The organism is Gibbsiella greigii (assembly GCF_039540155.1).
GTDB lineage: Bacteria > Pseudomonadota > Gammaproteobacteria > Enterobacterales > Enterobacteriaceae > Gibbsiella > Gibbsiella quercinecans.
Genome location: NZ_BAABEM010000020.1, coordinates 136844 through 161514 on the forward strand (window position 1 = coordinate 136844; position 24671 = coordinate 161514).

Below are 24671 nucleotides of genomic sequence, written 5' to 3' on the forward strand. Positions count from 1 at the left end.
ACGCTAATGGCTCCCGGCGTCCTGCGCCAACTCGGCCAGTAACGGCCAGTTATTCATCATTTGCGTTAAGCGTTCCTGGCTCGATATATCGATGTAATTCAACGGCGGCAATGCAAATGTCTGGCTTAATGCCTGTAAGTCGTCCCGTGCCTCCGCCAGCGTATTGGCGGAGTGGGATAATGGATGCGTCATTTCACAGCCTTAAAAAAAGGGCTAATACGGTTCACTATAAACAATAAATAATAGATAAGATAATTCTTAACTCATATTACTTTATTCACTAGGATTTTTGCTATTATCAAAATCGACAAACGTCATTGAAGGCCAAACGCCATCATTATCCAGCCCCCGATTAGCGGGGAGTTCAGGGCTAATTTGGCGCTGTACGCACCGTTTGGCGCCATTGAACCGGTTATTGATATCTGGGCGGCGAATTTTAAAGAAAGTAGATAAAAATCTTATGGCACAATCCTTTTCGTTAGGTCTTCGACAAGTTTGGGAAGATCTTTCAGTGATGCAGTCCCCCGGCTTTTACTGGGTCAACAGCAACCGCCAATCCGACGCACAGCTGTTCTGCCAACAAGTTATCGCCGCCCAGCAGGAAGACAGCCGGGCAGCATTAATTTGCTGCGGCAGCAAACCAGAAAAGTTAATGGCCGGGATCAAAGCGCCCGCGTTGAAAAAACTGCCGCTCTATACGCTGCCGGAGAAAAAAGCGGCGCTGCTCTCCCTGCCTGACGATCTGATGCGCGCCCTAAACCCCAGCCGCCGCCTGCTGATTCTGTTTGTCCACGCCAGCCAATGGCAAACCTTTACTACCCAAGAGTTGCACACCTGGGCCGATGACCTGCGCCACTGGCTGCGCCGCCGGCACTGCACGCTGCTGATCCTCAGCCATGGCAATGGGGTAAGCCGGCTGCGCGACCAGCTTGGCACCGCCCACCAGATCCTAAGCGGCCTGGCCCACCTGCAATGGCAGCAGGACAGCGCGCAATATCTGGTGAACTGGTGGAGCACGCCAAAAAGCATCAACGCCAACCAATTACTGACGCTTGTCCCCGGTGAACTGGGTTGGCAGCCGTTTGAAGAGCATGGCAGGCCACTTGCAGCCGCCTCGGGCCGCAACGATGAAGAAGAGTACCTGGCGGAAATCGGTATTCTGGAGGGCGCCCCGCCGCTCTCCCGCAGTTGGCGCCTGTTTGACAACAATACGCAACTGGCCCAACACGGGATGCTGCAGCTTGCCGCCACGCTGATTTTTTCGCTGGCCCACACCGAGCAAATAGAAACGCTGGCCTATCATATCCACAACCTGCGCCGGCTGCGCGGCGACAACATGAAGATCGTGGTGCGTGAAATGAAGCCCAGCCTGCGCTACAGCGACGAGCGGCTGCTGCTGGCCTGCGGCGCCAATTTGATTGTGCCGCACCTGGCCCCGCTCTCGCGTTTCCTGACCATGCTGGAAGGCGTGCAGGGCCAACGCTTCCCGCGCCACGTGCCGGAGGACATTGATATCCTGCTGGCCGGCCTACGGCCGCTGCAGGTGAAGGGCTACATGCGGCCGGGCGACTTCACCGACACGGTGCTGAAGCTGATGGAAAACACACTGTTGCCTGAAAACGGCAAAGGGGTGATGGTGGCATTGCGCCCGGCGCCCGGGCTACATGCCGAACAGGCGATGACCCTATGCCACCTGCGCCGGTTTGGGGATGTGATGACCATCATCCAGGGCCAACTGGTGCTGTATCTCTCCACCTGCCGCATTAACGATCTGGAAACGGCCTTGCAGCATATCTTCCGCCTGCCGGTGGATGAAGCATTCAGCAACCGCAAAGTATGGTATCAGGATACGGATATTATCTCTGAAATCAAAGCGTTGAGTCATGCTCAGCCCGCCACTCAGGCAGGGAAAACGGCGCTGCCCGTTTTCCCTGCCNGTGCAACTGGCCATCCTGTTCGCACTGATTTTTATCCCGCTCGGATACGCGTTCCACCGGCGTTTTCCCCATTGGCGGCAATACTGGCTGAACCTGTTTTTATCACCGCGTTATTTGAAATCCGCTGGGTTATGGGTATGCGAAGGTTCTTCACACCACATAAAACATAAAAAATAGACCATGAGTGAGAAAAAAATAACGCCGAGCGCCAATGCGCCATGGCGCTACTGGCGCGGCCTCGGCGGCTGGAACTACTACTTTCTGGCCAAGTTCGCCCTGCTGTGGTTTGGCTACCTCAATTTTCATCCGCTGCCGAACCTGGTGTTTATGGCATTCCTGCTGATGCCGATCCCAGCATTGCGGCTGCACCGCTGGCGCCACATGATTGCGATCCCTATCGGCATCGCGCTGTTCTATCACGATACCTGGCTGCCCGGCCTCAGCAGTATCCTCAGCCAGGGCTCACAGGTGACCAGCTTCAGCGCGGCATATCTGCTGGAGCTGATTAACCGCTTTATCAACTGGCAGATGGTGGGCGCCGCCTTCGTGTTGCTGGTGGCCTATCTGTTTTTATCGCAATGGATACGCGTAACGGTATTTACCGTCGCGGCGTTGGCCTGGCTCAACCTGCTGGCGATCGGCGGCCCGGCGTTTTCCCTGACGCCGGCCAGCACCGTGGCAGCCCCTATCGCCAATGCCCCCGCGCCGACCGCCGCGGCCGACACCAGCCCCACGGCCGCCAATGGGCCGCCGACCAACGCCAACCTGAGCGCCTATCTGGAACAGTTCTACAGCCAGGAGAAAAAGCGTATGACGGCCTTCCCGGCCGCGCTGCCGGCGGATGCCCAACCCTTCGACCTGCTGATGATCAACATCTGTTCCCTGGCCTGGGCCGATCTGGACGAAGTGAAGCTGGAGCACCATCCGCTGTGGGCCAAAATGGACGTCATCTTCGACAACTTCAACTCGGCGACCTCCTACAGCAACCCGGCTTCCATCCGGCTGCTGCGCGCCAGCTGCGGGCAACCTTCGCATACCGATCTGTACCGGCCGGCCGATCCGCAGTGTTATCTGTTCAGCAACCTTGCCAAACTGGGCTTCAAGGAACAGCTGATGCTGGATCACTCCGGCGAGTTCGGCCACTACCTGAAAGAGATCCGCGAACAGGGGGATATGCAGGCGCCGCTGATGTCGCAGGCCGGTATCGGCCACGAGATGACCTCGTTTGACGGCGAGCCGATCCTCAACGATTTGGCGCTGTTGAGAAACTGGCTGGCCCAGCAGAACAAGAACAATGCGCCACGCAGCGCCACCTTCTTTAACATTATTCCGTTGCATGACGGCAACCGGCTGGTTGGCAGTAATAAAAGCGCCGACTATCAGCCGCGCGCCCAGCAACTGCTGGATCAGTTGAACACCTTCCTTGACGAGTTGGAAAAATCCGGCCGCAAAGTGGTGGTGGTGATCATACCGGAACACGGCGCGGCGTTGGCCGGCGACAAGATTCAGATGTCGGGCCTGCGCGATATTCCAAGCCCGAGCATTACCCACATTCCGGTGGGCATCAAGGTTATCGGCTCGCAGGCCGCGCATACCGGCAGCCCGTGGCATGTGAAGACGCAGAGCAGTTTCCTGGCGCTGTCGGAGCTGGTTTCACGATTGGTGGACGGCAAGATCTTTTCCGCACCGAGCGTTGACTGGCAAACCCTGACGCAGGGGCTGCCGCAAACCGCGGTGGTGTCTGAAAACGAAAACGCGATCATGATGCAGTATCAAGATAAAAATTATATTCGCCTGAAGGGCGGCGACTGGGTGCCGTATCCGTTGTAATCCCCACGTCGCGGCAGAACGCTATCGGCCACGGGTGGCCGATAGCGGCGAGACCAACAGGGCGGCTTGCCTTCTTCGCCGCCCCTTCAGCGAAGCGTTGATTTATGCCTCTTGTACAGCCGCTTCATCCTGATCGACGGCAAAACAGGCCACCTGCTGATCGCCATACGCCCGCAGTTGCGGCGGCTGCTGCGTACAGGCGCCAAAAGCCCGGCGGCAGCGGGCATTGAACGCACAGCCCGGCGGCGGGTTCAGCGGGCTGGGCAGCTCACCGGTCAGTTTGATGCGCTCACGGCGTAACGCCGGGTTCAGGCGGGGCGTAGCAGACAGCAACGCCTGCGTATACGGGTGGCGCGGGTTGCTGAAAATCGCCTCTTTGCTGCCTTTCTCGACGCAACGGCCCAGGTACATCACCATCACCTCGTCCGCAATGTGCTCCACCACCGACAGATCGTGTGAAATGAACACATAAGACAGCCCCAGCTCCTGCTGCAAATCCATCATCAGGTTCAGCACCTGCGCCCGCACCGAAACGTCGAGCGCGGAAACCGGCTCATCGGCGATCACCACGTCCGGGTTCAGCATCAGCCCACGCGCAATCGCGATACGCTGGCGCTGGCCGCCGGAAAACATATGCGGATAGCGGTCGTAGTGTTCCGTTTTCAGGCCCACTTTCGCCATCATCGCCAGCGCCTTTTCGCGCCGCGCCGCCGCACTCTGCGAGGTGTTGATCAACAGCGGCTCTTCAAGGATCTGGCCGATTTTCTTGCGTGGGTTGAGCGATCCATAAGGATTCTGGAACACGATCTGGATCTTCTGCCGCCGCAGCTTCTCCGCCGTGATGTCCGGCTTCAATAAATCCTGCCCCTGATAGTACAGCTCCCCACCGGTTGGGGTTTCAATCATGGTCAGCAAACGGCCGAGCGTGGATTTGCCGCAGCCGGATTCCCCTACTACCGCCAGCGTTTTACCGCGTTCCAGGGTAAAGGAAACCCCATCCAGCGCTTTTACCAGCCGCTCGGGGGCAAACAGCCCCGTCTTCACCGGATAGTGCTTTTTCAGGTCTATCGCCTGCAATAAAGGGTGATGTTGGCTCATAACGTTGGCCTCCCCGCATCATCAAGCGGTGTGTGACATTTAACCAGACGGCCGGTAATGCTGCGCAGTTCCGGTTCTTCAGCGCGGCAGCGCGCGTTGGCATACGGGCAACGCGGGTTGAGCAAACACCCGCCTGGCCGGTCGTATTTGCCCGGCACCACGCCCGGCAGCGAGGCCAGGCGTGCCTTATCGGCGGCGAACTCGGGCAACGCGCGCAACAGCGCCTGCGTGTAGGGGTGGCGCGGCGCGCTGAAAATATCCGCGGCGCTGCCGGATTCCACCACCTGCCCGGCGTACATCACGATGATGTGGTGCGCCGCTTCGGAAACCAGCGCCAAATCGTGGGTAATCAGCAGCAGCGCCATATTCTCACGCTGTTGCAGCTCCAGCAGCAGTTCAATAATTTGCGCCTGGATGGTCACATCGAGCGCCGTGGTCGGCTCATCCGCGATCAACAGCTTCGGCCGGCAGGCAATCGCCATGGCGATCATTACGCGCTGGCTCATACCGCCGGAAAGTTGATGCGGATACACATCCAGCCGCGAGGCGGGATCGGGAATGCCGACCTGGGTCAGCAGATCGATCGCGCGGCTACGCCGGGTGCGGCGATTGCCGCCCTGGTGTACCTTGAGCGCCTCCATGATCTGGTAGCCCACGGTGTAGCACGGATTCAGGCTGGTCATCGGGTCCTGAAAAATCATCGCCACTTCTGAGCCCACCAACTGGCGCCGCTCTTTTTCAGAGATCTTGCGCAAATCCTGGCCGTCAAACTCCAGCTTGTCAGCCATGACTTTACCGGGGTAATCAATCAGCCCCATGATCGCCAGCGAACTGACGGATTTACCGGAGCCGGATTCACCGACGATGCCGACCACCTGCCCGCGATCCACGCTGTAGCTGATGCGGTCTACCGCTCGAAACGGCGTGCCTTCATCACCGAAGTGCACCGATAGCTTGTCTATATTCAATAACGCCATGTTCCGTTCCTCGGTTACTGCTTGAGTTTGGGGTCGAGAGCATCGCGCAGGCCGTCCCCCATCAGGTTAAATGCCAGTACCGTCAGCAAAATAGCCACGCCGGGGAAGGTCACCACCCACCAGGCGCTTTGCGCAAACTGCAGCACATCGGAAAGCATGGTGCCCCACTCCGGCGTCGGCGGCTGGGCGCCCATACCCAGGAAGCCCAGCGCGGCCATATCCAGAATCGCGTTAGAGAACCCCAGAGACGCCTGAACGATCAGCGGCGCCAGGCAGTTCGGCAGGATATTGACAAACATCTGGCGCAGCGCGCCGGCGCCGGCTACCCGCGAAGCGGTAACATAGTCGCGGTTCACCTCAACCAGCACCGCCGAACGCGTCAAACGCACATAGTGCGGCAGGGCGACAAAGGTCAGCGCCAGCGACGCATTGACTATCGACGGGCCGAAGATCGCCACCAGCACCAACGCCAGTAGCAGGCTGGGCAACGCCAGCATGATATCGACCACGCGCATGATCGCGGCATCCACCACGCCGCCGTAATAACCCGCCAACAGGCCGAAGATCACGCCCAGAATCAGCGAGAGCACCACCACCAGGCAGCCCACCAACAGCGACAGGCGCGCGCCGAACATCAGCCGCGAAAGCACGTCGCGGCCCACGTCGTCCGTTCCCAGAATGTAGCTCCAGCTACCGCCTTCCTGCCAGGCCGGCGGTTTGAGCAATGCATCGCGGAACTGCTCCGCCGGCGCATGCGGCGCCAGCACCCCGGCGCCGATGGCAATCACCAGCATCAGGACGATATAGACCAGGCCGACCACGGCCCCTTTATTGCGTTTGAAATAGTGCCAGAACTCCTGCAGCGGGGTCATCGGCGTTGGCGCAGCGTTAACCGCCGGCTCAGTGATTTGAGTCATCGTGGCGCCCCTTATTTTCTGTGCCGAATGCGCGGGTTAATCACGCCGTAGAGCACGTCTACCAGCAGGTTAACCAGGATAATCATACAGGCGACCAACAGCACACCCCCCTGCACCACCGGATAGTCGCGGCGCTGCAACGCATCAATCAGCCAGCGCCCTAACCCCGGCCAGGAGAAAATGGTTTCGGTCAGAATGGCGCCCGCTAACAGCGTGCCCACCTGCAGGCCGATCACCGTGACCACCGGCAGCAGAGCATTACGCAGCGCATGCACCACGATCACCCGCATGCGGCTCACGCCCTTGGCGCGGGCGGTGCGGATATAGTCTTCCCCCAGCACTTCCAGCATGGATGAACGGGTCATCCGCACGATCACCGCCAGCGGAATGGTACCCAGCACTATCGCCGGCAGGATCATGTGCATCACCGCATCCTGAAAATCCCCCGGCTCGCCCCAGAACAGCGTGTCGATGAGCATAAAGCCGGTGAGCGGGTAGCTGTCGTCCAGGAACACGGTATCGCTGATGCGCCCCGACACCGGCGTCAGGTTAAGGTGCACCGACACCAGCATGACCAGCATAATACCCCACCAGAAGATCGGCATTGAATAGCCGGTCAGTGAAATACCGACCGCGGTATGATCGAAGATCGAACCGCGTTTTACCGCCGCCAACACCCCAACCGGGATGCCAACCAGGATGGCGAAAAGCATCGCACAGATGCCCAGCTCCAGCGTGGCCTTAAAGCGCGGCACGAACTCTTCCCACACGGCGATGCGGCTTCTGAGCGAGGTGCCCAGATCGCCTTGCAGCACATGGGAGACGTAGGTGAAATATTGTTGATAAAGCGGCTTGTCCAGTCCCATTTCCGCCATCACCTGGGCGTGGCGTTCGGCGGATATCCCGCGCTCGCCGGCCATAATGGTGACCGGATCGCCGGGGATCATGTGGACAAAGGCAAAGGTCAGCAACGTAATGCCGATAAACGTTGGGATGACTAACCCCAAACGTCGGAGTATGAACTGCAGCATATTCCGGGTTCTCTGTATAAAATGCCCGGCGGCTCATCGTCCGCCGGGCTTATTAATGCTCACACGCTTTGAAACGCTTCTCACGGGAACAGGCCGCCGGCATGCTGGATGCCGTGGCAAACCTGGCGGTTAATCCAACGAAACGCTCTCAAAGTGATGCTTACCAAGCGGATCCACCACGTAGCCCTTCACTTCTTTACGCACAGGCTCGTAAACGGTGGAGTGGGCGACAAGCAGCGCCGGTGCCTGATCGTGCATCACCACCTGCGCCTGTTGGTACAGTGCGACGCGTTTGTCATGGTTGGCTTCGGCGCGGGCCGGTTGAATCAGATCTTCAAACGGTTTGTAGCACCAGCGGGAATAGTTGGAGCCGTCTTTTGCCGCCGCGCAGCTAAACAGGGTGGCGAAGAAGTTATCCGGATCCCCATTGTCGCCGGTCCAACCCATCATCACGGTCTGATGTTCGCCGTCTTTAGCTCGCTTGAGGTATTCACCCCACTCGTAGGAGACGATTTTGGCTTGTACGCCGATTTTCGCCCAGTCGGACTGGATCATTTCCGCCATGCGGCGGGCGTTCGGGTTATACGGCCGCTGCACCGGCATCGCCCACAAATCGATGGAGAAGCCATCCGGCAAGCCGGCTTCCTTCAGCAGTTCTTTCGCCTTGGCCGGATCGTAGGTGTAATCCTGAACCGCGTTGTTATAGCTCCACATGGTCGGCGGGATCAGGTTCTTGGCCGGCTGGCCTGCCCCCTGGTATACCGCTTCGATAATCGCCTGCTTGTTGACCGCCAGGGTCAGCGCCTGGCGCACCTTCACATTATCCAGCGGTTTTTTCTCGACGTTGAACGCCACGTAGCCCACGTTCAGGCCGGGTTTTTCCAGCACGGTGATCGATTTATCCTGCTTCATGCGCGCCAGATCGGCCGGGTTCGGGAACGGCATCACTTGGCATTCGTTTTTCTGCAGTTTGGCGTAGCGCACGGAGGCATCCGGCGTGATAGAGAACACCAGGCGATCGATTTTCGGTTTGCTGCCCCAGTAGCCGTCAAACGCCTTGTAGAGGATGCGCGAGTCTTTCTGGTACTGCAGCAGTTGGAACGGGCCGGTGCCGATTGGGTTGAGATCGACCTTTTCCGGCGTGCCGGCTTTCAGCATGTTGTCGGCATATTCCGCCGACAGGACGGAGGCGAAGTCCATCCCCAGATCGGCCAGGAACGGTGATTCCGTCCGGTTCAGGCTAAAGCGCACGGTGTAATCATCCACTTTCTCAATCTTGGCGATCAGATCCTGCATGCCCATGCCGAGGAAGTATTCGTAGTTGCCGCCGGACACCTTATGGTAAGGGTGCTGCGGATCCAGCTGGCGCTCGAAGGTATACAATACGTCGTCGGCATTGAAGTCGCGGGTCGGTTTGAAGTCTTTGTTGGATTGCCACTTCACCCCTTTACGCAGGTGGAAAGTATAGGTTTTCCCGTCTTCACTCACCTCCCAACTTTCCGCCAGCCCAGGCTCCACTTCCGTGGTGCCCAGCTTGAATTCCAGCAGGCGGTTATAGATCGGCACCGAGCTGGCATCGTAGGTGGTACTGGTGGTAAACAACTGCGGGTTAAACCCTTCCGGCGAGCCTTCTGAACAGAAGACCAACGTTTTTGCCTGCACGCCGGCGGCAACGGCCAGCGCAACCAACCCGATACCGAATTTCAAAATTCCCAATTTACCCAAGGAACGTGTCATCGTTAGTGCCCCATTCGTGTGATGTGTGTGTAGCCGAGAGTTCTGATCCACTGCAGCAGCGGTGAAAACTCACGGCTAATTACCGCCCAGCCTTATATTTTTTATTACACGGCCAGTACGATGGTCGCCTGAAAGCAAAGAAAGGGAGATATCGCACATGCGCACCGGCAGGCACGCATCGCAATAGGAAATTTACGCATCGGGAACTCATAACCGCATGCGCCCAACTCACCCCTGAGGCTACCAAATTGCCAACTGTTTGGGGTGGCGTCAATATAACCTGTAGGGTTTTACGCGGTTTGAGAGAAACAACAAACAAACATAAAAAACACCAATTATTAACATAATCGGAACTTAAATAAGGCATATAAGCCATAAATCAGAATTATTATCCGGTAAATTATTCAAACGCCACATTTGAAACCGATAAAAAACAAAAAAATACACCGATTAAGTGATGAATATTTACTCGATAAATTTCACAATAGTTGCTAAAAACAGGATGAAATACTGTATCGCCGGTTAAGAGCCTTGACGATTGATGGTTATTTGAACAACAAAACGCAACAATCTGTGCGGCGTGAAAAAACTTTTCACTGTAAAAAGATCGTTATCGGCATGTTATACTGTTATAACGTGCTACAAAAGAGGATCCCACGAAGGCATATTCCCCTGATGATTGTGCGTCTATCCTGCTGAAAAGTAACCCCTCTAAGCCCGAGATAGACAGCAACCACTGTTGTTGCAAAACACACTGCGTGCACCTGTATGTAGGTATGTGGGCGTTATCGTTATTCATCAGCCGCGGAATTTGCCAGCACTTTATCTTATTGAATTCACGGCAACTGATGCCGTATTAACAATATCGATGTACCGCCCACATAAAGGATGCGCGAATGGAGTGCCAGCCGTTGAATACATTCATGCGGCGCACCAATGTCAGAAAGGACTATCACGAGCCTGGGATTTGCAACAGTGCTGCATAACCACTGCAGCACTGTCGTGAAAATGACAGGTAGGACTGAAAATGATCCGGCGAAAATCCGCCGCTTATACTCTCTGCATGGCCGTCAGGGCATACGTCAGCCGGAATAGGTCAATTCACGCAGACAACGCCCCACTACGCTGGCGTAGGACGGCCCGATTGTCACTGCACAGTGCTCTCCATGTCTGGCCGTTTATTCGCCCATGCTCCCCTGAGAGGTTTCGAAAAAATAGCCAGCACAGCGATGAGACAGATTTCAATCGACACTGACCAGCAAATATGACCGATAAGCTCGCTCCAGAACTCATAACCATTGAGGTCCCAAAGCCATCCGGTTTTACCGTGAAGATATACAGGATTCCGGAAGCCGAGGGCTGGAATGAGCAGACCATGCATGACAAGCGTGATAACAATGCCGTAGGCAGCGCCATACCAGAGTCTTATTTTAGGGGTAACTGCTGCAAAGAGGACATACAAGAAAGCAAACCCAAAACTGAAAAGCCAGTGATAAAGCATCACCGCGCCTGGGATGGTTACGCCCTGATAAATATAGTCCAGCGAATGAGAGTTAATTCCTAATCCGCCAAGCCAGGCATCTATATTAAGAGCCGGGGGAGATATCTCTCCTGTAACTCTTGGCGGCATATTAACCTCAGTACCCGATTTCACCAATGAACTGATGGCTCCACCAATGAGTGTAGCCCAAACAAGTATGCCAATATTGATTTTATTCCAGATTTTCACAGCGATATCTTCCTTAATAAGAGTTATGCAGGAGTTTGGTGAACAATGGAACAACAAACGCCTTTACGCGGTCATTTTAAGTAACTATTTTACTTAAAATCAATATATTGCTTTGTTTTGGATATGGGCACGATTGTCAACATGCGAGTAAACGAGCCTTCCGCCTATGACGAAGTCCTGTATTTCCATAAACAGCTCACCAAACGCCTCACACCCAGAGGATGGCCACAGGGAAATGGCTTGCCGTGATGACATTTGATAGTGTCATTATGGTATTTGATTCGCCTGTGTCTCACATCCGGCGGACATTTCCTTTCACCTTTCAGCAGTGACAGTGCCGGATTTTATTATGTAACAACGCCACCGCAACGCCCGATGAAAACCGCCTTCGGCGGCACGGTTTTCCCAAACTGCAGACGAAAAAAAACCTGCTTATGAAAGCAGGTTTCTCGAATGTGGTCGGCGAGAGAGGATTCGAACCTCCGACCCACTGGTCCCAAACCAGTTGCGCTACCAAGCTGCGCTACTCGCCGATGCGGGGTAAATCGTTGTAATCTTGATCGGCAGTAGCCAACATAAGGGATTGGTCGGCGAGAGAGGATTTGAACCTCCGACCCACACGTCCCGAACGTGTTGCGCTACCAGGCTGCGCTACTCGCCGATGCGGGGCGCATCTTACTGCTGGCGATAATAGGCGTCAATCACTTTTTTCCGCCGGCCCTTTAGCTGGCGACAAAATCAGCGCATTAGCCAAAAAACGCGCTACGCGGCCGCGGCGCAGCGCATTTCTCGTTATGCCTGCGGCGCCAATTTTGGTGACTGCGCGCGCAAGAACGGCAGCAGGAACAGCGCAGACAGGCAGGCAGCGATGGAAATCACCACAAAGAAGCCATTCCAGTGCCACACTTCCATCACCCGGGCGATCGGGTAGCCGGACAGCGCCGCGCCCAGGTAGGCAAACAGACCGACAAAACCGGTGGCGGCGCCCGCCGCATCTTTATGCGAGCATTCAGCGGCCGCCATGCCAATCAGCATCTGCGGGCCAAAGATAAAGAAGCCAATGGCGAAGAAGCAGGCCGCCTGCAGCAGGTAGGTTACACCCGGCATCAACCACAGTGCGGCGACCGACAGGAAAATACCTATAGCGAAGATCAGGTTCATCGGGCCGCGGTTGCCGCGAAACAGCTTATCAGAACCCCAGCCGGCGACTAGCGAGCCGATGAAGCCGCCCACTTCAAACAGCGAGATCGCCGAGTTGGCGGTCATCAGCGAGTAGCCTTTCTCCTGCGTCAGGTACAGGTTGCCCCAGTCATTGATCGCCGTACGCACGATGTACACCAGCACATAAGACACCGCCAACAGCCAGATGTATTTGTTGGTCAGTACGTAACGCTTGATGATTTCACGGCTGCTCAACCCTTGCCCTTCGGATTCCTGCACCAGCTCCATGGCATCGTTACGCCATTTCCCTACGGTCGGCAGCCCCATGCTGCCCGGCTTGTCGCGCAGGCGCCAGCACATCAGCAGCCCCAGCATTACGCCGATAATTCCGGGGATAATCATGCCGTAGCGCCAGTTGAAATGCAGTGAAATAACGCCGACCAACAGCGGAATCAGCGCCCCGCCAAAGTTATGCGAGGTATTCCACATCGCCCACCAACCGCCGCGTTCGGAGCGGGAGTACCAGTTAGTGAGAATTTTCGAACACGGTGGCCAGCCCCAGCCCTGGAAGAACGCGTTGAGGATCCACAGCGTGCTCAACATCAACAGTGACGAGCTCAAGCCAAAGAAAATGTTCAACACACCGGTCATGATCAGGCCCAGCCCCATGAAATAACGCGGGTTGGAACGGTCGCTGATCATTCCGGAGATAAATTTCGAGCAGCCGTAAGTGATATAAAACAGCGTGCCGAGGATGCCGACGTCAGACATCGTCAGGCCAAGATCGCTCAGCATCGCCGGCATGATGAAGTTGAAACTTTTGCGCGTGAAGTAAAACGCCGCATAGCCAATGTACATCGTCCACATCAGCTGAATACGCCAGTATTTGTAGGTCGAATCGATCTGTTTTTGATCGGTTATTTTCGGCGCATCCGGGCTACTTTTAAGAAAGAACCACATGTGAAACCTCAGAGAATAAAAAAGTCGCGCTATCTTGCCGCGCGCGCGCGCAAATGCCTTACGCCGATTTCCCAATCGGGCCGGGACTATTTCCTAGTTTTCCTGTTCTTGCGGCGAAACTGCGGGTAATGTCACACTCAGGCAAGTACCGTGGTCCTGCATTAATTGCAAACTGCCGCCCAGCGCGCTGATGCGCTCTTGCATGCCGCGCAGGCCGTAACCCGGCTGGTGGCTGCTCGGATCGATGCCCTGGCCGTTATCGCGAATAGTCAGCCGGATGACGCGCCCACGCAGGCGATCGTCCTCCAGGCGTGCATCCAGCGCGATCTGGCTGGCGTTGGCGTGGCGGCAGGCATTGGTGATGCCTTCCTGGCATACCCGATACAGGGTGATTTTCAATGTGTCATCCAGCAACGCGTCCGGCACCTGCCACTGCACCACACTCACCAGCGAATCGTCCTGCGGCAACAAATCGCGCAGCATTGCCGCCACCGCTGCCGACAGCGGCAGGTTGTTCAGCGCCGCGGGCCATAGCTGAGCCAGCACGTCATGCACGCCGTCGTACACGCGCAGCGCCTGCGCTTCAATGGTCTCGGCACAGACGATCAGCGGCGGCTGCGCGGCAAGACGTTTCACAATGCTGGCCTGAGTACGGATAACGGTGATGGTCTGGCCGACTTCATCATGCAGTTCCCGCGCCACTTCGCGCCGGGTGCGCTCTTCGGCCGTCACCAATGCGCGCGCCAGTTGGCGGTTCTCATTCAGGCGCAGCCGCAGTTGCAGGTTGAGTTCGCGCTGGCGCTGGATACCCGCGCCAAGCAGCAGCCCGGTCAGGCTTTGCGCTAAAAGAGAAAGCAGCAAATCGCGGTGAGCGTCCTGGCGCGGCGGCTCATTAGCTACCAGCGCCACACCGTTGAGCAAGGTGGCCAATAATGCCCCCTTCCAGCCGTAGCGGTAAGCCATAAAGACGATCGGTATCGCCAGGCAAAACGGCGCGAAACGGCGCAACTCCACCGCATTCACCTGCTGTTGCAGCCAGATGCTCAGGGCAAACAGCAGCAGATAGCCCCCCAGCGGCAGCAGGCGCAGCCGCACCGGCTGATGGATAAGCCCGGGTTCCAGCGGCACCCAGATCTGGCGCATCAGGTAATGCCACAGCAGCAGGCAGGTCGGCGCCACGGTAAACCCCCCTGCCAAGCCAAACAGTAGCACCCGCCCCCCTTCGCCGCTGACTATCTGCCATACGGCGGCCTGCAACAACGCGGCGGCGGCGACCACCGCCCCTTGCTGCAACGGCCAGCGCCACTCGCTGCCGCTTTGCTGACGGCGCAGCAACCACGGTGACATCAGCATACTGAGCAACGTCGTCAGCACCAATACCGCCAGCGACGCCCACAGCGCCGGCCCGTAACCAAACTGATCGGCCAACAGCCACATCAGCATCACGTCCGCCAGCAGAATGCCCGGCCAGAAACGGTATGGGCATTGCAACAAGATGCCCATGCGCAGGCCAAACGGGAACAACAACAGGGCCTGCCAGGGCGGATCAATCATCGCCGTGCCAATGCCCCACAGGCAAAATGCGCTGGCGGCATAGAAAAAAAGCAGCGCCAATTGCGTGATAGCGCGTTGCATCATAGGTTGAGCATCCGCTGCGCCAGCTCGACGTTATTGTTGATGCCCAGCTTGGCGAACAGGTTGGCGCGATGCGCATGCACGGTTTTGGGCGATAGCCCGAGCACGGCGGCTATCTGGCGCACCTCTTGCCCTTGCGCCAGCAGCAGGGCGACTTCACGCTCACGCCGGGTGAGCGGATCGACCTTCACCCGCGCCAGTTGCTGTGCGATTTCCGGCATCAGATAAACCCCACCGCCGGCCACGGTGCGCACGGCGGTGATCAGATCTTCCGGCTTGCAGCGCTTGGAAAGAAAGCCGCTGGCGCCGCGCGCCAGCGCCATTTCCACCAGCGCCGGATTATCGTGCATCGACAGCATCACTACATGGATGGCGGAAGGAATATCCGCCAACAAATCCAGCCCGCTGCCGTCGGGCATTGAGATATCGCAGATGCAGACATCCACCGCGATCCCCGGCAAGCCAGCGCGCGCCTGGGCACCACTGCTGAACTCCCCCACAACCTGAATATCCGTCTCCAGCGAAAGCAACTGTACGAATCCAGAACGGACAATGTCATGATCGTCAATAAACGCCACGCGTAAGGCCATGGATATCTCCGATGTCAGGTAAAGGGCGCAAATTATACCCCCATGCTGGCGCGGGATCGAAGGTAAGTATTAGGCTAAGCGAAAAGCGTCCCCCTGCCGGGCGGCAGGGGGATAGACATTAGCGCGAGGCGGCGGCTTTCAACGGCGGCGCGCTGCACCAGTTGTTTTTCGCCACGATGCCGCCGTCCGGCGAGCTGTAGCCAAGGCAGCCGAGGATGGTATCGAACAGTTCCACATGGCGGTGCGTTTTGCCGATGCGCTGCTGCGCCTGCAGTTGTTCAAAGGCTTTCCGGTTATGTGAGTCGGCCAGGTATTTATCCGATGCCCACACCAGCATCGGCACCCGGAACTGCTCCGGCGGTGCCATTTCGCGCGGGGTGCCGTGCAGGTGCGAGTTCTCGCCGATCGACTCGCCATGATCGGAAGCGTAAAACACGATGGCCTTTTTATCGCGCACTTGATCAATCACGTTGTCGATAAAGCTGTCGGTATACAGCACCGAGTTATCATAGGCGTTAATCAACCGCTCCTTGGAGCAAAAATCATCCACCCCCATGCATTCCGGCTGGTAACGGGCGTAGCTGCGCGGGTAACGCTGCGAATACAAATAGTGCGAGCCTTTGGTATGCAGGATCACCAGATGCTTCCCTTTAGGATAGCGCTCCAGCGAAGCCTTCATTTCATTCACCAGCAGCATATCATCCACGGATTTACCGTCGTTGCGCTTTTCAGAGGCGATCATCTCGCGGAATGAATAGCTGTTTGGGTCGGTATTATTGTAAAACCACACTTCGCTCTGCATGGCGAACAATTCGGAGGTGAAGCCCAGTTCTTTCAACACCGCGAAAATATTCTGCTCTTTCAGCGTGCGCTGCGGGTTATCTTCGGTGCCGCCTTCGCGCACGAACATACAGCGCAGGGAAAGCTTGGTTGAGGTATCGCAGGATTCACCGCGGAATGCCGCCAGGTTTTTCTCTTTCGACAGCTTCGGCGTGGTATCGCGCCCATAACCCAGTATCCCCATATGATCCCAGCGCGTGGTTTCACCGATGATAAACACCACATAAGTGTCATCAATACCCGGCGGCGCCACGTAGGTGAAATGTTTGGACGGATCGAACAAATTGGCCGCGTCCTGGCTCTCGTCATAGCGGGTGTAAGCAAACAGCCCCAGCGCAGAGAGCCAGTTGGACGGCAGATAGGAGTGGGCCACCACCCCGCCGTAGCTTGGCAAATCGATATTGGTGATTTTTTCCTGCGCGCTTTGCGCCTTATCCAACATCCGCAGCGGCAGCCATACCAACGCCACCACCGCCAGCAACACCAACAGCGGGCGGATGCGGTGCCCCGGCTGCTTCAACTGTTCGATCAGCGTGTCGCGCAGGTTATTTTTCCAGATCAACAGCAGCGGCAAGGCGCTAACCAGCACCATCCACACCACAAAGTGCAGGCCAATCACCTCTTTGGAGAGATCGATATCGGTGGTCATCACAGAGACAATAATCCCGTAGCCGATCACCACGTTGAAAAACGTCATGTAATAGCTTGCTGCCACCGAGATGAGCACCAGAAACGAGGCGACGATACGATAGAATAATCGCCCGCCCAGTGAAACCAACCGCATGATAAAAAAGGTAAACAGGACGATGGCAATCACTTCAGTGATCGCCGCCACCAGTTTGATTCCTTGCAGGCCATGCGCCAACGAGTCAAAGCGGCGATAAAAAACAGAAAGGTTTAAAAAGATGCCGATATAAATCGCTAACAATAACGATAAATTCTGCTGTGATAGCGATTTTACTTTGTTCATGTAACGCGGTGGCTCCAGAGGACATAAAAGATACTGATGTATTCAGACAGTCACTATGTTGGCAGGTTCAGCCAATCGGCAATAAGCACTGTTTTACCGGTAATAATCAAGAAAACTCTTAGCAGATGGGGCCTTTTTTACCGTTTTTTGTGATGGCGATAAAACTATATCCAAAAAAATAATTCGAGCCCTAGGATAAAATGCAAAAGCGTGTTGAACAGCGCTGGCGCAGGATGCGGCCCTGGGAGCCAAGCCGACGCATCCGCAATTTGAAGTATGCAGGGCAGTACAGCGGAAAAGGCGGGGCGCCCTCCCCCCACCTTACCGAATAAGCGCCTGCGAACGGTTACTTAACGTTCAGCGTTACATCAATATTGCCGCGGGTGGCGTTGGAGTAAGGGCAAACCTCATGTGCCTTTTTCACCAGCGCTTCCGCCACGCTACGTTCAACGCCGGGCAGCGTGATATCCAGTTGCACTTCAATGCCGAATCCGTTCGGGATTTCACCAATGCCCACGGTTGCTTCGATCGCGGCGTCGGCCGGGATTTTCACTTTTTCTTTGGCGGCGACAAATTTCAAAGCGCCGAGGAAACAAGCGGAATAACCCGCGGCAAACAGCTGTTCCGGGTTAGTCACGGCCCCGCCGGCGCCACCCATTTCTTTCGGCACTCCCAGTTTTACATCCAGTACGCCGTCAGAGGACGTGGCGCGGCCATCACGGCCGCCGGTGGCTTTGGCATGCGCCTGATAAACGACTTTTTCAATAGACATAACTACCTCTTGTTGCTTGCAGGTTAGTGGATTTGACGCGTGATTTATCAGGTAAACGCACACGGCAAAATAACTTTATTTGCGATTTAATCGCTAGCTATTTATTAATTAAATCTTATAGTAAAAACACGTGCCAATGATTCACAATTGGTTGATCAGACTGCCGCGCAGCGATTCAAGCCGCTGCTTGATCTCCAGCATTTCATTAACGCTGCAGTCGGTCGCGCACATCACCGCCTCCGGCACCGTGCGGGCTTTTTCACGCAGCGCACGCCCGGCATCGGTCAGCGCAACGATCACCTGCCGCTCATCCTCGGCGGCCCGGCGGCGCAGCAGCAGGCCCGCGGCCTCCATGCGCTTGAGCAGCGGCGTCAGCGTGGCGGAGTCAAGAAACAGGCGTTCACCGATGGCCGATACCGTCAACGCGTCCCGTTCCCACAGCACCAGCATCACCAGATACTGCGGATAGGTCAGATCGAGCTGATTGAGCAGTTTGCGATACACCTTGTGCAACGCCAGGTTGGCGGAATACAGGGCAAAACACAGTTGCTGATCGAGCAGCAGCGTGTTTTCCGCGTTGAGTTGTTCAGGGTTTTTATTTTTCATCATTCGAATATATATAGTGCACTATGTAATCGCAAGCTATTTCTTTTTGAAGTGAATGTGTTATTTTTCTCTATAGGCAACAGGCCCATCCGCTGGCGAAAGGAAGGAAAGGATATGACTGCAACATTGGAAGAACGCGCCCGGCGCTACGCCACACAGGCGCATGCGGCCATCGATCAGCGCCGAAAATATACCAACGCGCCTTATATCGTCCACCCGCAGGCGGTGGTGGAACTGGTGCGCACCGTGCCGCATACCGAAGAGATGCTGGCCGCGGCCTGGCTGCACGACACCGTAGAAGATACCCCGACCACGCTTGCCGACATTACCAGCCGTTTCGGCCCGCAGGTGGCGCAACTGGTGGATATGTTGACCAACGTCAGCATCCATGGAAGCGGCAGCCGCTTTATCCGCAAAAGCCGCGATCGCCGGCACAGCGCCGGCGCCTCTCCGCAGGCCAAAACCATCAAGCTGGCGGATGTGATCGACAACACCCGCTCGCTGCTGGAGCACGACAGCCAGTTTGCCAAAACCTACCTGCTGGAAAAACAACTGTTGCTAGAAGTGCTGACCGAAGGCGATCCGGCGCTATGGCGCCAGGCCAGCCAGATCGTGGAACAGGGGTTGGCGCAGCTAATGCTGCCGCCCCACAACGTGCCCGCCAGTTGGTTCGACGCCGCCCGCCAGCGCTACCAGAAAAACGACGCCGCCTAACCGTTAGAACGTCACCACCGTTTTCAGTGCCGTTACCCAGGCATCCTGCGTGTCACTCACCCCACCAGGGTGATGCCAGTACTGCAGGCCCGGCTGCAACTGCAGCCACGGCGTAACTTCAACGCGATAATACAGTTCCGCCGTGACCGAATGGCCCGGTATCGGGTAGTAGTTTGGATCGCTAGCGCTGCTGGCGTTATTAATTTGGTTCAGGTAACGCAGGTTATCTTTATAGCTGTCGCTCACTTTCACCACGGAAACACCCAACCCCAGCCAGTCGTTTGGCCGCGCGTCAAACATACCGCGATAGCGAACGCTGGCAGAGGTGGTGTAGTGGATATAGTTGGAGCGCTTATCGCCCACGCCCAGGCTATAAGACACGCTCAGGCCGCGGTTGGCATCGTCCGCATGGCGCGTCACCTGCTGATTAAAGCCGGTATACAGGAACCAGGTGCGGTCATGGGTGCGGTAACCGTCTGGATCGGTCGCGCCCGGCCCGCCGGAGACGCCACGATACAGATCCTGCTGCTCCGCGTTGGTAAACAGCACGCCCAGGTTATAAATCCCGGGCAACTGATTAAAGTAATTGGTTTTCAGCTCCAGCTCCACCGGCAGCAGAATGCCCTTGCTGCCCTTAGTGGACCAACTCCAGGCATGGCTGCGGCTGGTCGCCTGCGGGTTTTGTTCCAGCACCCCGGTCTTCAGGGTCAGGCCATCGGTGAGCTTGTACTGCAGGGTAGTGCCCCAGTAGTGCACATTCCAGTTGTACCAGGTGAGCGAACTGGCTGATTTGCCGCCGCACAGGTTCAGGGTTTGGAAATCACACGGGATAATCTGATCGAAATCCTGCACTTTATTCATCAGGCCAATGCGCCAATGCAGGCGGCGATCGTCAAAGCTGCGGCTGAATGTCAGCCAACCCAATCGGGTAATCGACTGGCCGCCGTAGCTTTCCTGCGACAAATCGGTGATATTGACCCGTTGATCCTGCAACCGATCGCGCGTCAGGCTGTTGTCATGGTTACGGTTAACGATATTCCCCTCGATCGCCGCATCCGGGATGCCCGTTAATGCTTCCAGGTCCTGGCTGAAGGTAAGTGCGAACTGATCAATATAAGACGCCTGTTTATCATGGTTGTACCCGCCGCCGGCGTTATAGGAGATCTGGCTCAGGTAGCCCAACGTATAGTGGAAGCCGTGATCTTCCAGGATCGGCCTGATCCCCAACATATCCCCCAACAGCCCCGCTTTCGGCGGCTCAAAACCCAATGCAACCCCTTGCCATTCGGGTGTTTCAGCGCGTTCGGCTTGCGCTGCTTGCGCCTCTGCGCTTGTGCAAACCAGCAGGGCGGCGGTAAAGGCCGCCGCGCCGGATAACCGATATTTCATTTTTATTCTCCTTATCGACGCAAATATGCGCATCACTTTCTGTAGGCCACAGCAATCCCTGGGCGGTAATACCCATTGTTGGTAAAAGTTATTTTTCAAGCGGCGGCCGTTGATCGGCCCAGACAATGCCCAGGCGTTGCGCCTGGGCAAATAGCGTGGCGTTTAGCCCTTAACTTTCAGGCTGCCGCCGTTGCTTTGGATCACATCGCGATACCAATAGAAGCTTTTCTTACGGCTACGCGCCAAGCTGCCGTTGCCGGCATCGTCGCGATCGACGTAAATAAAGCCGTAACGCTTGGACATTTCCGCTTTGGACGCGCTGACCAGATCGATCGGCCCCCAGCTGGTATAGCCCATCACTTCAACGCCATCGTCAATCGCCTCGCGCACCTGTACCAGGTGATCGTTAATATAATCAATACGATAGTCATCATTGATGCTGCCATCCGCCTCAACGCGATCCTTAGCGCCCAGCCCGTTCTCCACGATAAACAACGGCTTCTGGTAACGGTCATACAGTTCGTTGAGCAGGAAGCGCAGGCCGATAGGATCAATCTGCCAGCCCCATTCGGAGCTTTGCAAATGCGGGTTCGGCACCATGTTGAGAATATTGGCGCGCGCCGTGTGGTTCAGCGCTTCGTCGGCGGTGACACAGCCGCTCATGTAGTAGCTGAAAGAAATAAAATCGACGGTTTCACGCAGCGCCTGTTTGTCTTCTTCGCTGATATCAACGTCAATACCGTTTTCGCGGAAGAAGCGCTGCATATAGGCCGGGTAGTAGCCGCGCGCCTGCACATCGCCAAAGAACTGCCAGCCGCGGTTCTGGCGTTGGGTTTCCAGCACGTCTTCCGGCCGGCAGCTCAGCGGGTACAAAATGCCGCCAAGCAGCATATTGCCGATTTTCCCGCCCGGCACCAACTCATGGCAGGCTTTCACCGCCCTGGCGCTGGCCACCAATTGATGATGAATGGCCTGGTAGACGTCACTCTTGCTGCTGCCTTCCGGCAGGCCGACGCCGGTGAACGGCGCGTGCAGCGACATGTTGATCTCATTGAACGTCAGCCAATGCTTCACCTTGTGTTTGTAACGCTCAAACACGGTGCGCGCATAACGTTCAAAGAAGCCGATCACCTGTCGGCTGCTCCAGCCGCCGTATTGTTTCACCAGCCCGTAGGGCATTTCATAATGCGACAGCGTAATCAGCGGCGTGATGCCGTATTTGGCCATTTCATCAAACAGCCGATCGTAAAACGCCAACCCGGCTTCGTTCGGGGTTTCTTCATCGCCCTGCGGGAAAATACGCGTCCAGGCGATGGAGGTACGCAGGCATTTAAAGCCCATTTCCGCAAACAACGCGATGTCTTCCGGGTAACGATGATAGAAATCGATCGCCACATCCTTGATGCCGCTGTCGCCAGGGGCGCGCGGCGTTACCGGGCCGAACACCCCGGCAGGCTGCAAATCGGAGGTCGACAGCCCTTTGCCATCCTGCTGGTAAGCCCCTTCCACCTGGTTTGCCGCCACGGCGCCGCCCCACAGGAAATTGTCTGGAAACTTGCTGGTCATCGTTATCTCCTCTTAACGTAATAAAGTCAGCAGCGGTGCCTGTTCCTGCACCGGGCCGAGATCGGTGGCCAAAACGTCAATGTAGTCTTCAGTGTTGCTGATGATGATTGGCGTTGTGGTGTCGAAACCCGCGGCGCGGATGGCCGCCAGGTCAAATTCAATCAGTAGATCGCCTTGCTGAACCCGATCGCCTTCGGCAACGTGGGCGATAAAGTGCTGGCCGTCCAGCTTGACGGTGTCGATGCCGATATGGATCAGCACCTGTGCGCCGTCATCAGACTCAATGCCGATGGCATGGCGGGTTTTGAACAGTGAAGCCACCGTACCGTTCACCGGCGAAACCGCCCGCCCCTGCTGTGGCACGATGGCGGCGCCTTTGCCCAGCAAGCCGCTGGCGAAGGTCGGGTCTGCCATCTGATCCAGTGGCAGCACGTCGCCGGCGATCGGGCTGGCAATCAACGTCTTGCGGTTCAGCGGAGCGGCGGAAGGTGCGGCCACCGGGGCCTCTGCTTCTGCCGCCGGCTGCGGCGCCAGGCCGAAAAGATAGCTGGTGATGGCGGCGAAGAAGAACGACAGCAGCGTACCGGCAATCGCGCCCAGCACGGTGGCGTCAAAGCCGGTAGGCGGAATAATTTGCGCGAAGGAAAACACGCTGGCCAGGCCGAATGAGTAAACCGCACTGTGGAAATAGCCGATCACCGCCCCGCCCAGCGCGCCGCCGATGCAGCCGAAGATAAACGGCCGTTTGTTCGGCAGGGTAACACCATAGACCGCTGGTTCAGTGATGCCGAAAATCCCGGCGGTCACGGCGGAACCGGCCATCACGCGCAGTTTGGCGTCGCGGGTGCGCAACATCACCCCAAGCGTGGCCCCCACCTGCCCCATCACCGCCGGCAGCAGCAACGGCACCATGGTGTCACGGCCCAGCACGCTCAGGTTGTTAATCATCAGCGGCACCAGCCCCCAATGCAGGCCGAAGATCACGCACACCTGCCACAACGCGCCGATCAGCGCCCCGGCGACGATCGGGTTAAACGCGTGGATCGCCTGGTAGCCGTTGGCCAGCAGGTGGCTGAGCCAGGTGGCTGCCGGGCCGATCAGCAGGAACGTCAGCGGTACGACAATCGCCAGACACAGCAGCGGGCTGAAGAAATTGCGCAGTGCGCTGTGTAGCATGCGGTTAAACAGCGGTTCCAGCTTGCAGGAGAGCCAGGCGGCAAAAATAATCGGGATAACCGACGAGGCATAGTTGATGAACGTGACCGGCATGCCAAGGAAGTATTCCGTCGCCGCGCCCGGCTGCTGCGCGGCGTCGAATGCCGCGATCATCAGCGGATGGGTCAGCGCGGCGCCGATAGTCATGGTGACAAATGGGTTGCCGCCAAACTTTTTCCCGGCGGTGTAACCCAGCATGATCGGCAGGAAGTAGAACAGCGCGTCGCTGGCAGCAAACCAGATACGGTAGGTTCCGCTCTCGGCCTGCAGCCAACCGCAGGCCAACGCCAGCGACAGCGCCCCTTTCAGGATCCCCGAAGCCGCCATCACGCCCAGCAGCGGGGTAAAAATCCCGGAGACGATATCGATAAAACGGCTGAACAGGTTGTCTTTCTTGCCGCCGTCATCCTGCGCGCCCGATGCGGCTTCCGCCAACCCGGCCGCCTGATTAATCGCGGCATAAACATCGCCGACGTGGTTGCCAATCACCACCTGGAACTGCCCGCCGCTCTCTACCACCATGATCACGCCGGCGTTTTTCTTCAGCGCTTCGGCGTCTGCCTGCTGGTTGTCACGCAGTTTGAAACGCAGCCGGGTGGCACAGTGCACCAGGCTTTTTATATTGTCGCGGCCACCGACGCCGGCCAAAATCTCACTGGCTAATTGTTCATATTTCATTTTGTCATCCTTAGCTACGTCCCTTGCCGTCTGGCGCCAACCGCGGTGGCCAACCCGCCGTGGGCCAAATTCGGCGCAAAAAAAAACCTAAACCTCACCGCCTCTGGCCCCAATGAGAGGTACAGAAGCACGAGGTTTAGGTTTTGCCTGTGAGAACAGTGACAACCCTAAAATGGCTGAGCCATGACGGTAACACTGCCGTTTTTCTCTGGGCAAGTGCTTGTGCGACGAAATTTGCAAAGTGTGATCTGGCGTACAGATTGCTGCCGCCGCCCTGGTGGCGTGCGAATATAATTAATTCTTATGTTATTGAATTAAT

Annotated in this window: 19 protein-coding genes, 2 tRNA genes and 1 pseudogene; 4 read left to right on the top strand and 18 right to left on the bottom strand. The window is 56.8% G+C overall.

The features are described from left to right. Positions 1-3: 3 nt before the first annotated feature. A complete protein-coding gene (bcsR, locus tag AC559G_RS13620; RefSeq protein ID WP_121525458.1) occupies positions 4-192 on the bottom strand; it encodes a cellulose biosynthesis protein BcsR in 189 nt (62 codons plus the stop codon). A 268-nt stretch (positions 193-460) separates the two neighbouring features. Between bcsR and bcsE the strand changes: the two are divergent. From bcsE to bcsG, 3 genes and pseudogenes are all read left to right on the top strand, one after another. Continuing rightward, positions 461-1906: pseudogene (gene bcsE, locus AC559G_RS13625) on the top strand (cellulose biosynthesis protein BcsE); the annotation flags it as partial. Between the two features lie 25 nt (positions 1907-1931). After that, entirely contained in the window at positions 1932-2114 is a 183-nt protein-coding gene (gene bcsF, locus AC559G_RS13630) for a cellulose biosynthesis protein BcsF (protein WP_498912965.1), read from the top strand. A 3-nt stretch (positions 2115-2117) separates the two neighbouring features. After that, positions 2118-3767 (top strand): cellulose biosynthesis protein BcsG, encoded by a 1650-nt coding sequence (gene bcsG, locus AC559G_RS13635; protein ID WP_498912881.1) that lies wholly within the window; start codon positions 2118-2120, stop codon positions 3765-3767. Positions 3768-3869: 102 nt separating this feature from the next. On the opposite strand, the gene dppF is transcribed toward bcsG, so the two are convergent. From dppF to AC559G_RS13705, 14 genes are all read right to left on the bottom strand, one after another. After that, positions 3870-4865 carry a peptide ABC transporter ATP-binding protein gene (dppF, locus tag AC559G_RS13640; protein WP_498912882.1) on the bottom strand — a complete coding sequence of 332 codons (996 nt, stop codon included), beginning with the start codon at positions 4863-4865 and terminating at the stop codon, positions 3870-3872. After that, a complete protein-coding gene (dppD, locus tag AC559G_RS13645; RefSeq protein ID WP_438598279.1) occupies positions 4862-5842 on the bottom strand; it encodes a dipeptide ABC transporter ATP-binding protein in 981 nt (326 codons plus the stop codon). The genes dppF and dppD overlap by 4 nt, the downstream gene beginning before the upstream one ends. A 14-nt stretch (positions 5843-5856) precedes the next feature. Further along, a complete protein-coding gene (dppC, locus tag AC559G_RS13650; protein ID WP_095846401.1) occupies positions 5857-6759 on the bottom strand; it encodes a dipeptide ABC transporter permease DppC in 903 nt (300 codons plus the stop codon). 11 nt (positions 6760-6770) lie between these two features. Further along, complete coding sequence (dppB, locus tag AC559G_RS13655; RefSeq protein ID WP_462614880.1) at positions 6771-7790, bottom strand: dipeptide ABC transporter permease DppB; 1020 nt, start codon at positions 7788-7790, stop codon at positions 6771-6773. 129 nt (positions 7791-7919) lie between these two features. Next, positions 7920-9527 (bottom strand): dipeptide ABC transporter periplasmic-binding protein DppA, encoded by a 1608-nt coding sequence (dppA, locus tag AC559G_RS13660; protein ID WP_462614879.1) that lies wholly within the window; start codon positions 9525-9527, stop codon positions 7920-7922. Positions 9528-10674: 1147 nt separating this feature from the next. Further along, positions 10675-11250: a YagU family protein gene (locus AC559G_RS13665; protein WP_498912966.1), complete on the bottom strand. Its 576-nt coding sequence runs from the start codon at positions 11248-11250 to the stop codon at positions 10675-10677. Positions 11251-11712: 462 nt separating this feature from the next. Further along, positions 11713-11789: transfer RNA gene (locus AC559G_RS13670), tRNA-Pro, on the bottom strand. Positions 11790-11840: 51 nt separating this feature from the next. Further along, a tRNA-Pro gene (locus AC559G_RS13675) sits at positions 11841-11917 on the bottom strand. A 131-nt stretch (positions 11918-12048) separates the two neighbouring features. Beyond that, positions 12049-13377, bottom strand: a complete 1329-nt coding sequence (locus AC559G_RS13680) for an MFS transporter (RefSeq protein WP_462614867.1) — start codon at positions 13375-13377, stop codon at positions 12049-12051. Positions 13378-13470: 93 nt separating this feature from the next. Next, complete coding sequence (uhpB, locus tag AC559G_RS13685; protein WP_498912967.1) at positions 13471-15012, bottom strand: signal transduction histidine-protein kinase/phosphatase UhpB; 1542 nt, start codon at positions 15010-15012, stop codon at positions 13471-13473. Next, entirely contained in the window at positions 15012-15602 is a 591-nt protein-coding gene (gene uhpA, locus AC559G_RS13690) for a response regulator transcription factor UhpA (protein ID WP_498912883.1), read from the bottom strand. The genes uhpB and uhpA overlap by 1 nt, the downstream gene beginning before the upstream one ends. A gap of 118 nt (positions 15603-15720) precedes the next feature. Next, the gene (gene eptB, locus AC559G_RS13695; protein WP_498912884.1) at positions 15721-17412 is read right to left on the bottom strand and encodes a lipid A phosphoethanolamine transferase; all 1692 of its coding nucleotides are present in this window, start codon (positions 17410-17412) and stop codon (positions 15721-15723) included. 346 nt (positions 17413-17758) lie between these two features. Continuing rightward, a complete protein-coding gene (locus AC559G_RS13700) occupies positions 17759-18184 on the bottom strand; it encodes an organic hydroperoxide resistance protein (RefSeq protein WP_095846407.1) in 426 nt (141 codons plus the stop codon). 141 nt (positions 18185-18325) lie between these two features. Beyond that, entirely contained in the window at positions 18326-18790 is a 465-nt protein-coding gene (locus AC559G_RS13705; protein ID WP_498912968.1) for a MarR family winged helix-turn-helix transcriptional regulator, read from the bottom strand. A gap of 114 nt (positions 18791-18904) precedes the next feature. Here AC559G_RS13705 and AC559G_RS13710 point away from each other — a divergent pair, with 114 nt between their 5' ends. After that, positions 18905-19504, top strand: a complete 600-nt coding sequence (locus AC559G_RS13710; RefSeq protein WP_498912885.1) for an HD domain-containing protein — start codon at positions 18905-18907, stop codon at positions 19502-19504. A 3-nt stretch (positions 19505-19507) separates the two neighbouring features. Here the strand turns inward: AC559G_RS13710 and AC559G_RS13715 are convergent, their stop codons facing one another. From AC559G_RS13715 to bglF, 3 genes are all read right to left on the bottom strand, one after another. Continuing rightward, a complete protein-coding gene (locus AC559G_RS13715) occupies positions 19508-20893 on the bottom strand; it encodes a carbohydrate porin (RefSeq protein WP_498912886.1) in 1386 nt (461 codons plus the stop codon). Positions 20894-21055: 162 nt separating this feature from the next. Continuing rightward, on the bottom strand, positions 21056-22459 hold the full coding sequence (locus AC559G_RS13720) for a glycoside hydrolase family 1 protein (protein WP_498912887.1): 1404 nt from the start codon (positions 22457-22459) through the stop codon (positions 21056-21058). A gap of 12 nt (positions 22460-22471) precedes the next feature. Next, on the bottom strand, positions 22472-24352 hold the full coding sequence (gene bglF / locus AC559G_RS13725; protein WP_498912888.1) for a PTS sugar transporter subunit IIABC family protein: 1881 nt from the start codon (positions 24350-24352) through the stop codon (positions 22472-22474). Positions 24353-24671 lie beyond the last annotated feature (319 nt).

Excerpts from the sequence above, each read along its gene's own strand:
- dppB (WP_462614880.1), bottom strand. The coding sequence starts at position 7,790 with ATGCTGCAGTTCATACTCCGACGTTTGGGGTTAGTCATCCCAACGTTT.
- bcsG (WP_498912881.1), top strand. The coding sequence starts at position 2,118 with ATGAGTGAGAAAAAAATAACGCCGAGCGCCAATGCGCCATGGCGCTAC.
- dppC (WP_095846401.1), bottom strand. The coding sequence starts at position 6,759 with ATGACTCAAATCACTGAGCCGGCGGTTAACGCTGCGCCAACGCCGATG.
- bcsR (WP_121525458.1), bottom strand. The coding sequence starts at position 192 with ATGACGCATCCATTATCCCACTCCGCCAATACGCTGGCGGAGGCACGG.
- AC559G_RS13715 (WP_498912886.1), bottom strand. The coding sequence starts at position 20,893 with ATGAAATATCGGTTATCCGGCGCGGCGGCCTTTACCGCCGCCCTGCTG.
- AC559G_RS13710 (WP_498912885.1), top strand. The coding sequence starts at position 18,905 with ATGACTGCAACATTGGAAGAACGCGCCCGGCGCTACGCCACACAGGCG.
- uhpB (WP_498912967.1), bottom strand. The coding sequence starts at position 15,012 with ATGCAACGCGCTATCACGCAATTGGCGCTGCTTTTTTTCTATGCCGCC.
- uhpA (WP_498912883.1), bottom strand. The coding sequence starts at position 15,602 with ATGGCCTTACGCGTGGCGTTTATTGACGATCATGACATTGTCCGTTCT.
- AC559G_RS13700 (WP_095846407.1), bottom strand. The coding sequence starts at position 18,184 with ATGTCTATTGAAAAAGTCGTTTATCAGGCGCATGCCAAAGCCACCGGC.
- dppD (WP_438598279.1), bottom strand. The coding sequence starts at position 5,842 with ATGGCGTTATTGAATATAGACAAGCTATCGGTGCACTTCGGTGATGAA.
- AC559G_RS13705 (WP_498912968.1), bottom strand. The coding sequence starts at position 18,790 with ATGAAAAATAAAAACCCTGAACAACTCAACGCGGAAAACACGCTGCTG.
- AC559G_RS13680 (WP_462614867.1), bottom strand. The coding sequence starts at position 13,377 with ATGTGGTTCTTTCTTAAAAGTAGCCCGGATGCGCCGAAAATAACCGAT.
- dppF (WP_498912882.1), bottom strand. The coding sequence starts at position 4,865 with ATGAGCCAACATCACCCTTTATTGCAGGCGATAGACCTGAAAAAGCAC.
- AC559G_RS13720 (WP_498912887.1), bottom strand. The coding sequence starts at position 22,459 with ATGACCAGCAAGTTTCCAGACAATTTCCTGTGGGGCGGCGCCGTGGCG.
- dppA (WP_462614879.1), bottom strand. The coding sequence starts at position 9,527 with ATGACACGTTCCTTGGGTAAATTGGGAATTTTGAAATTCGGTATCGGG.
- eptB (WP_498912884.1), bottom strand. The coding sequence starts at position 17,412 with ATGAACAAAGTAAAATCGCTATCACAGCAGAATTTATCGTTATTGTTA.
- bglF (WP_498912888.1), bottom strand. The coding sequence starts at position 24,352 with ATGAAATATGAACAATTAGCCAGTGAGATTTTGGCCGGCGTCGGTGGC.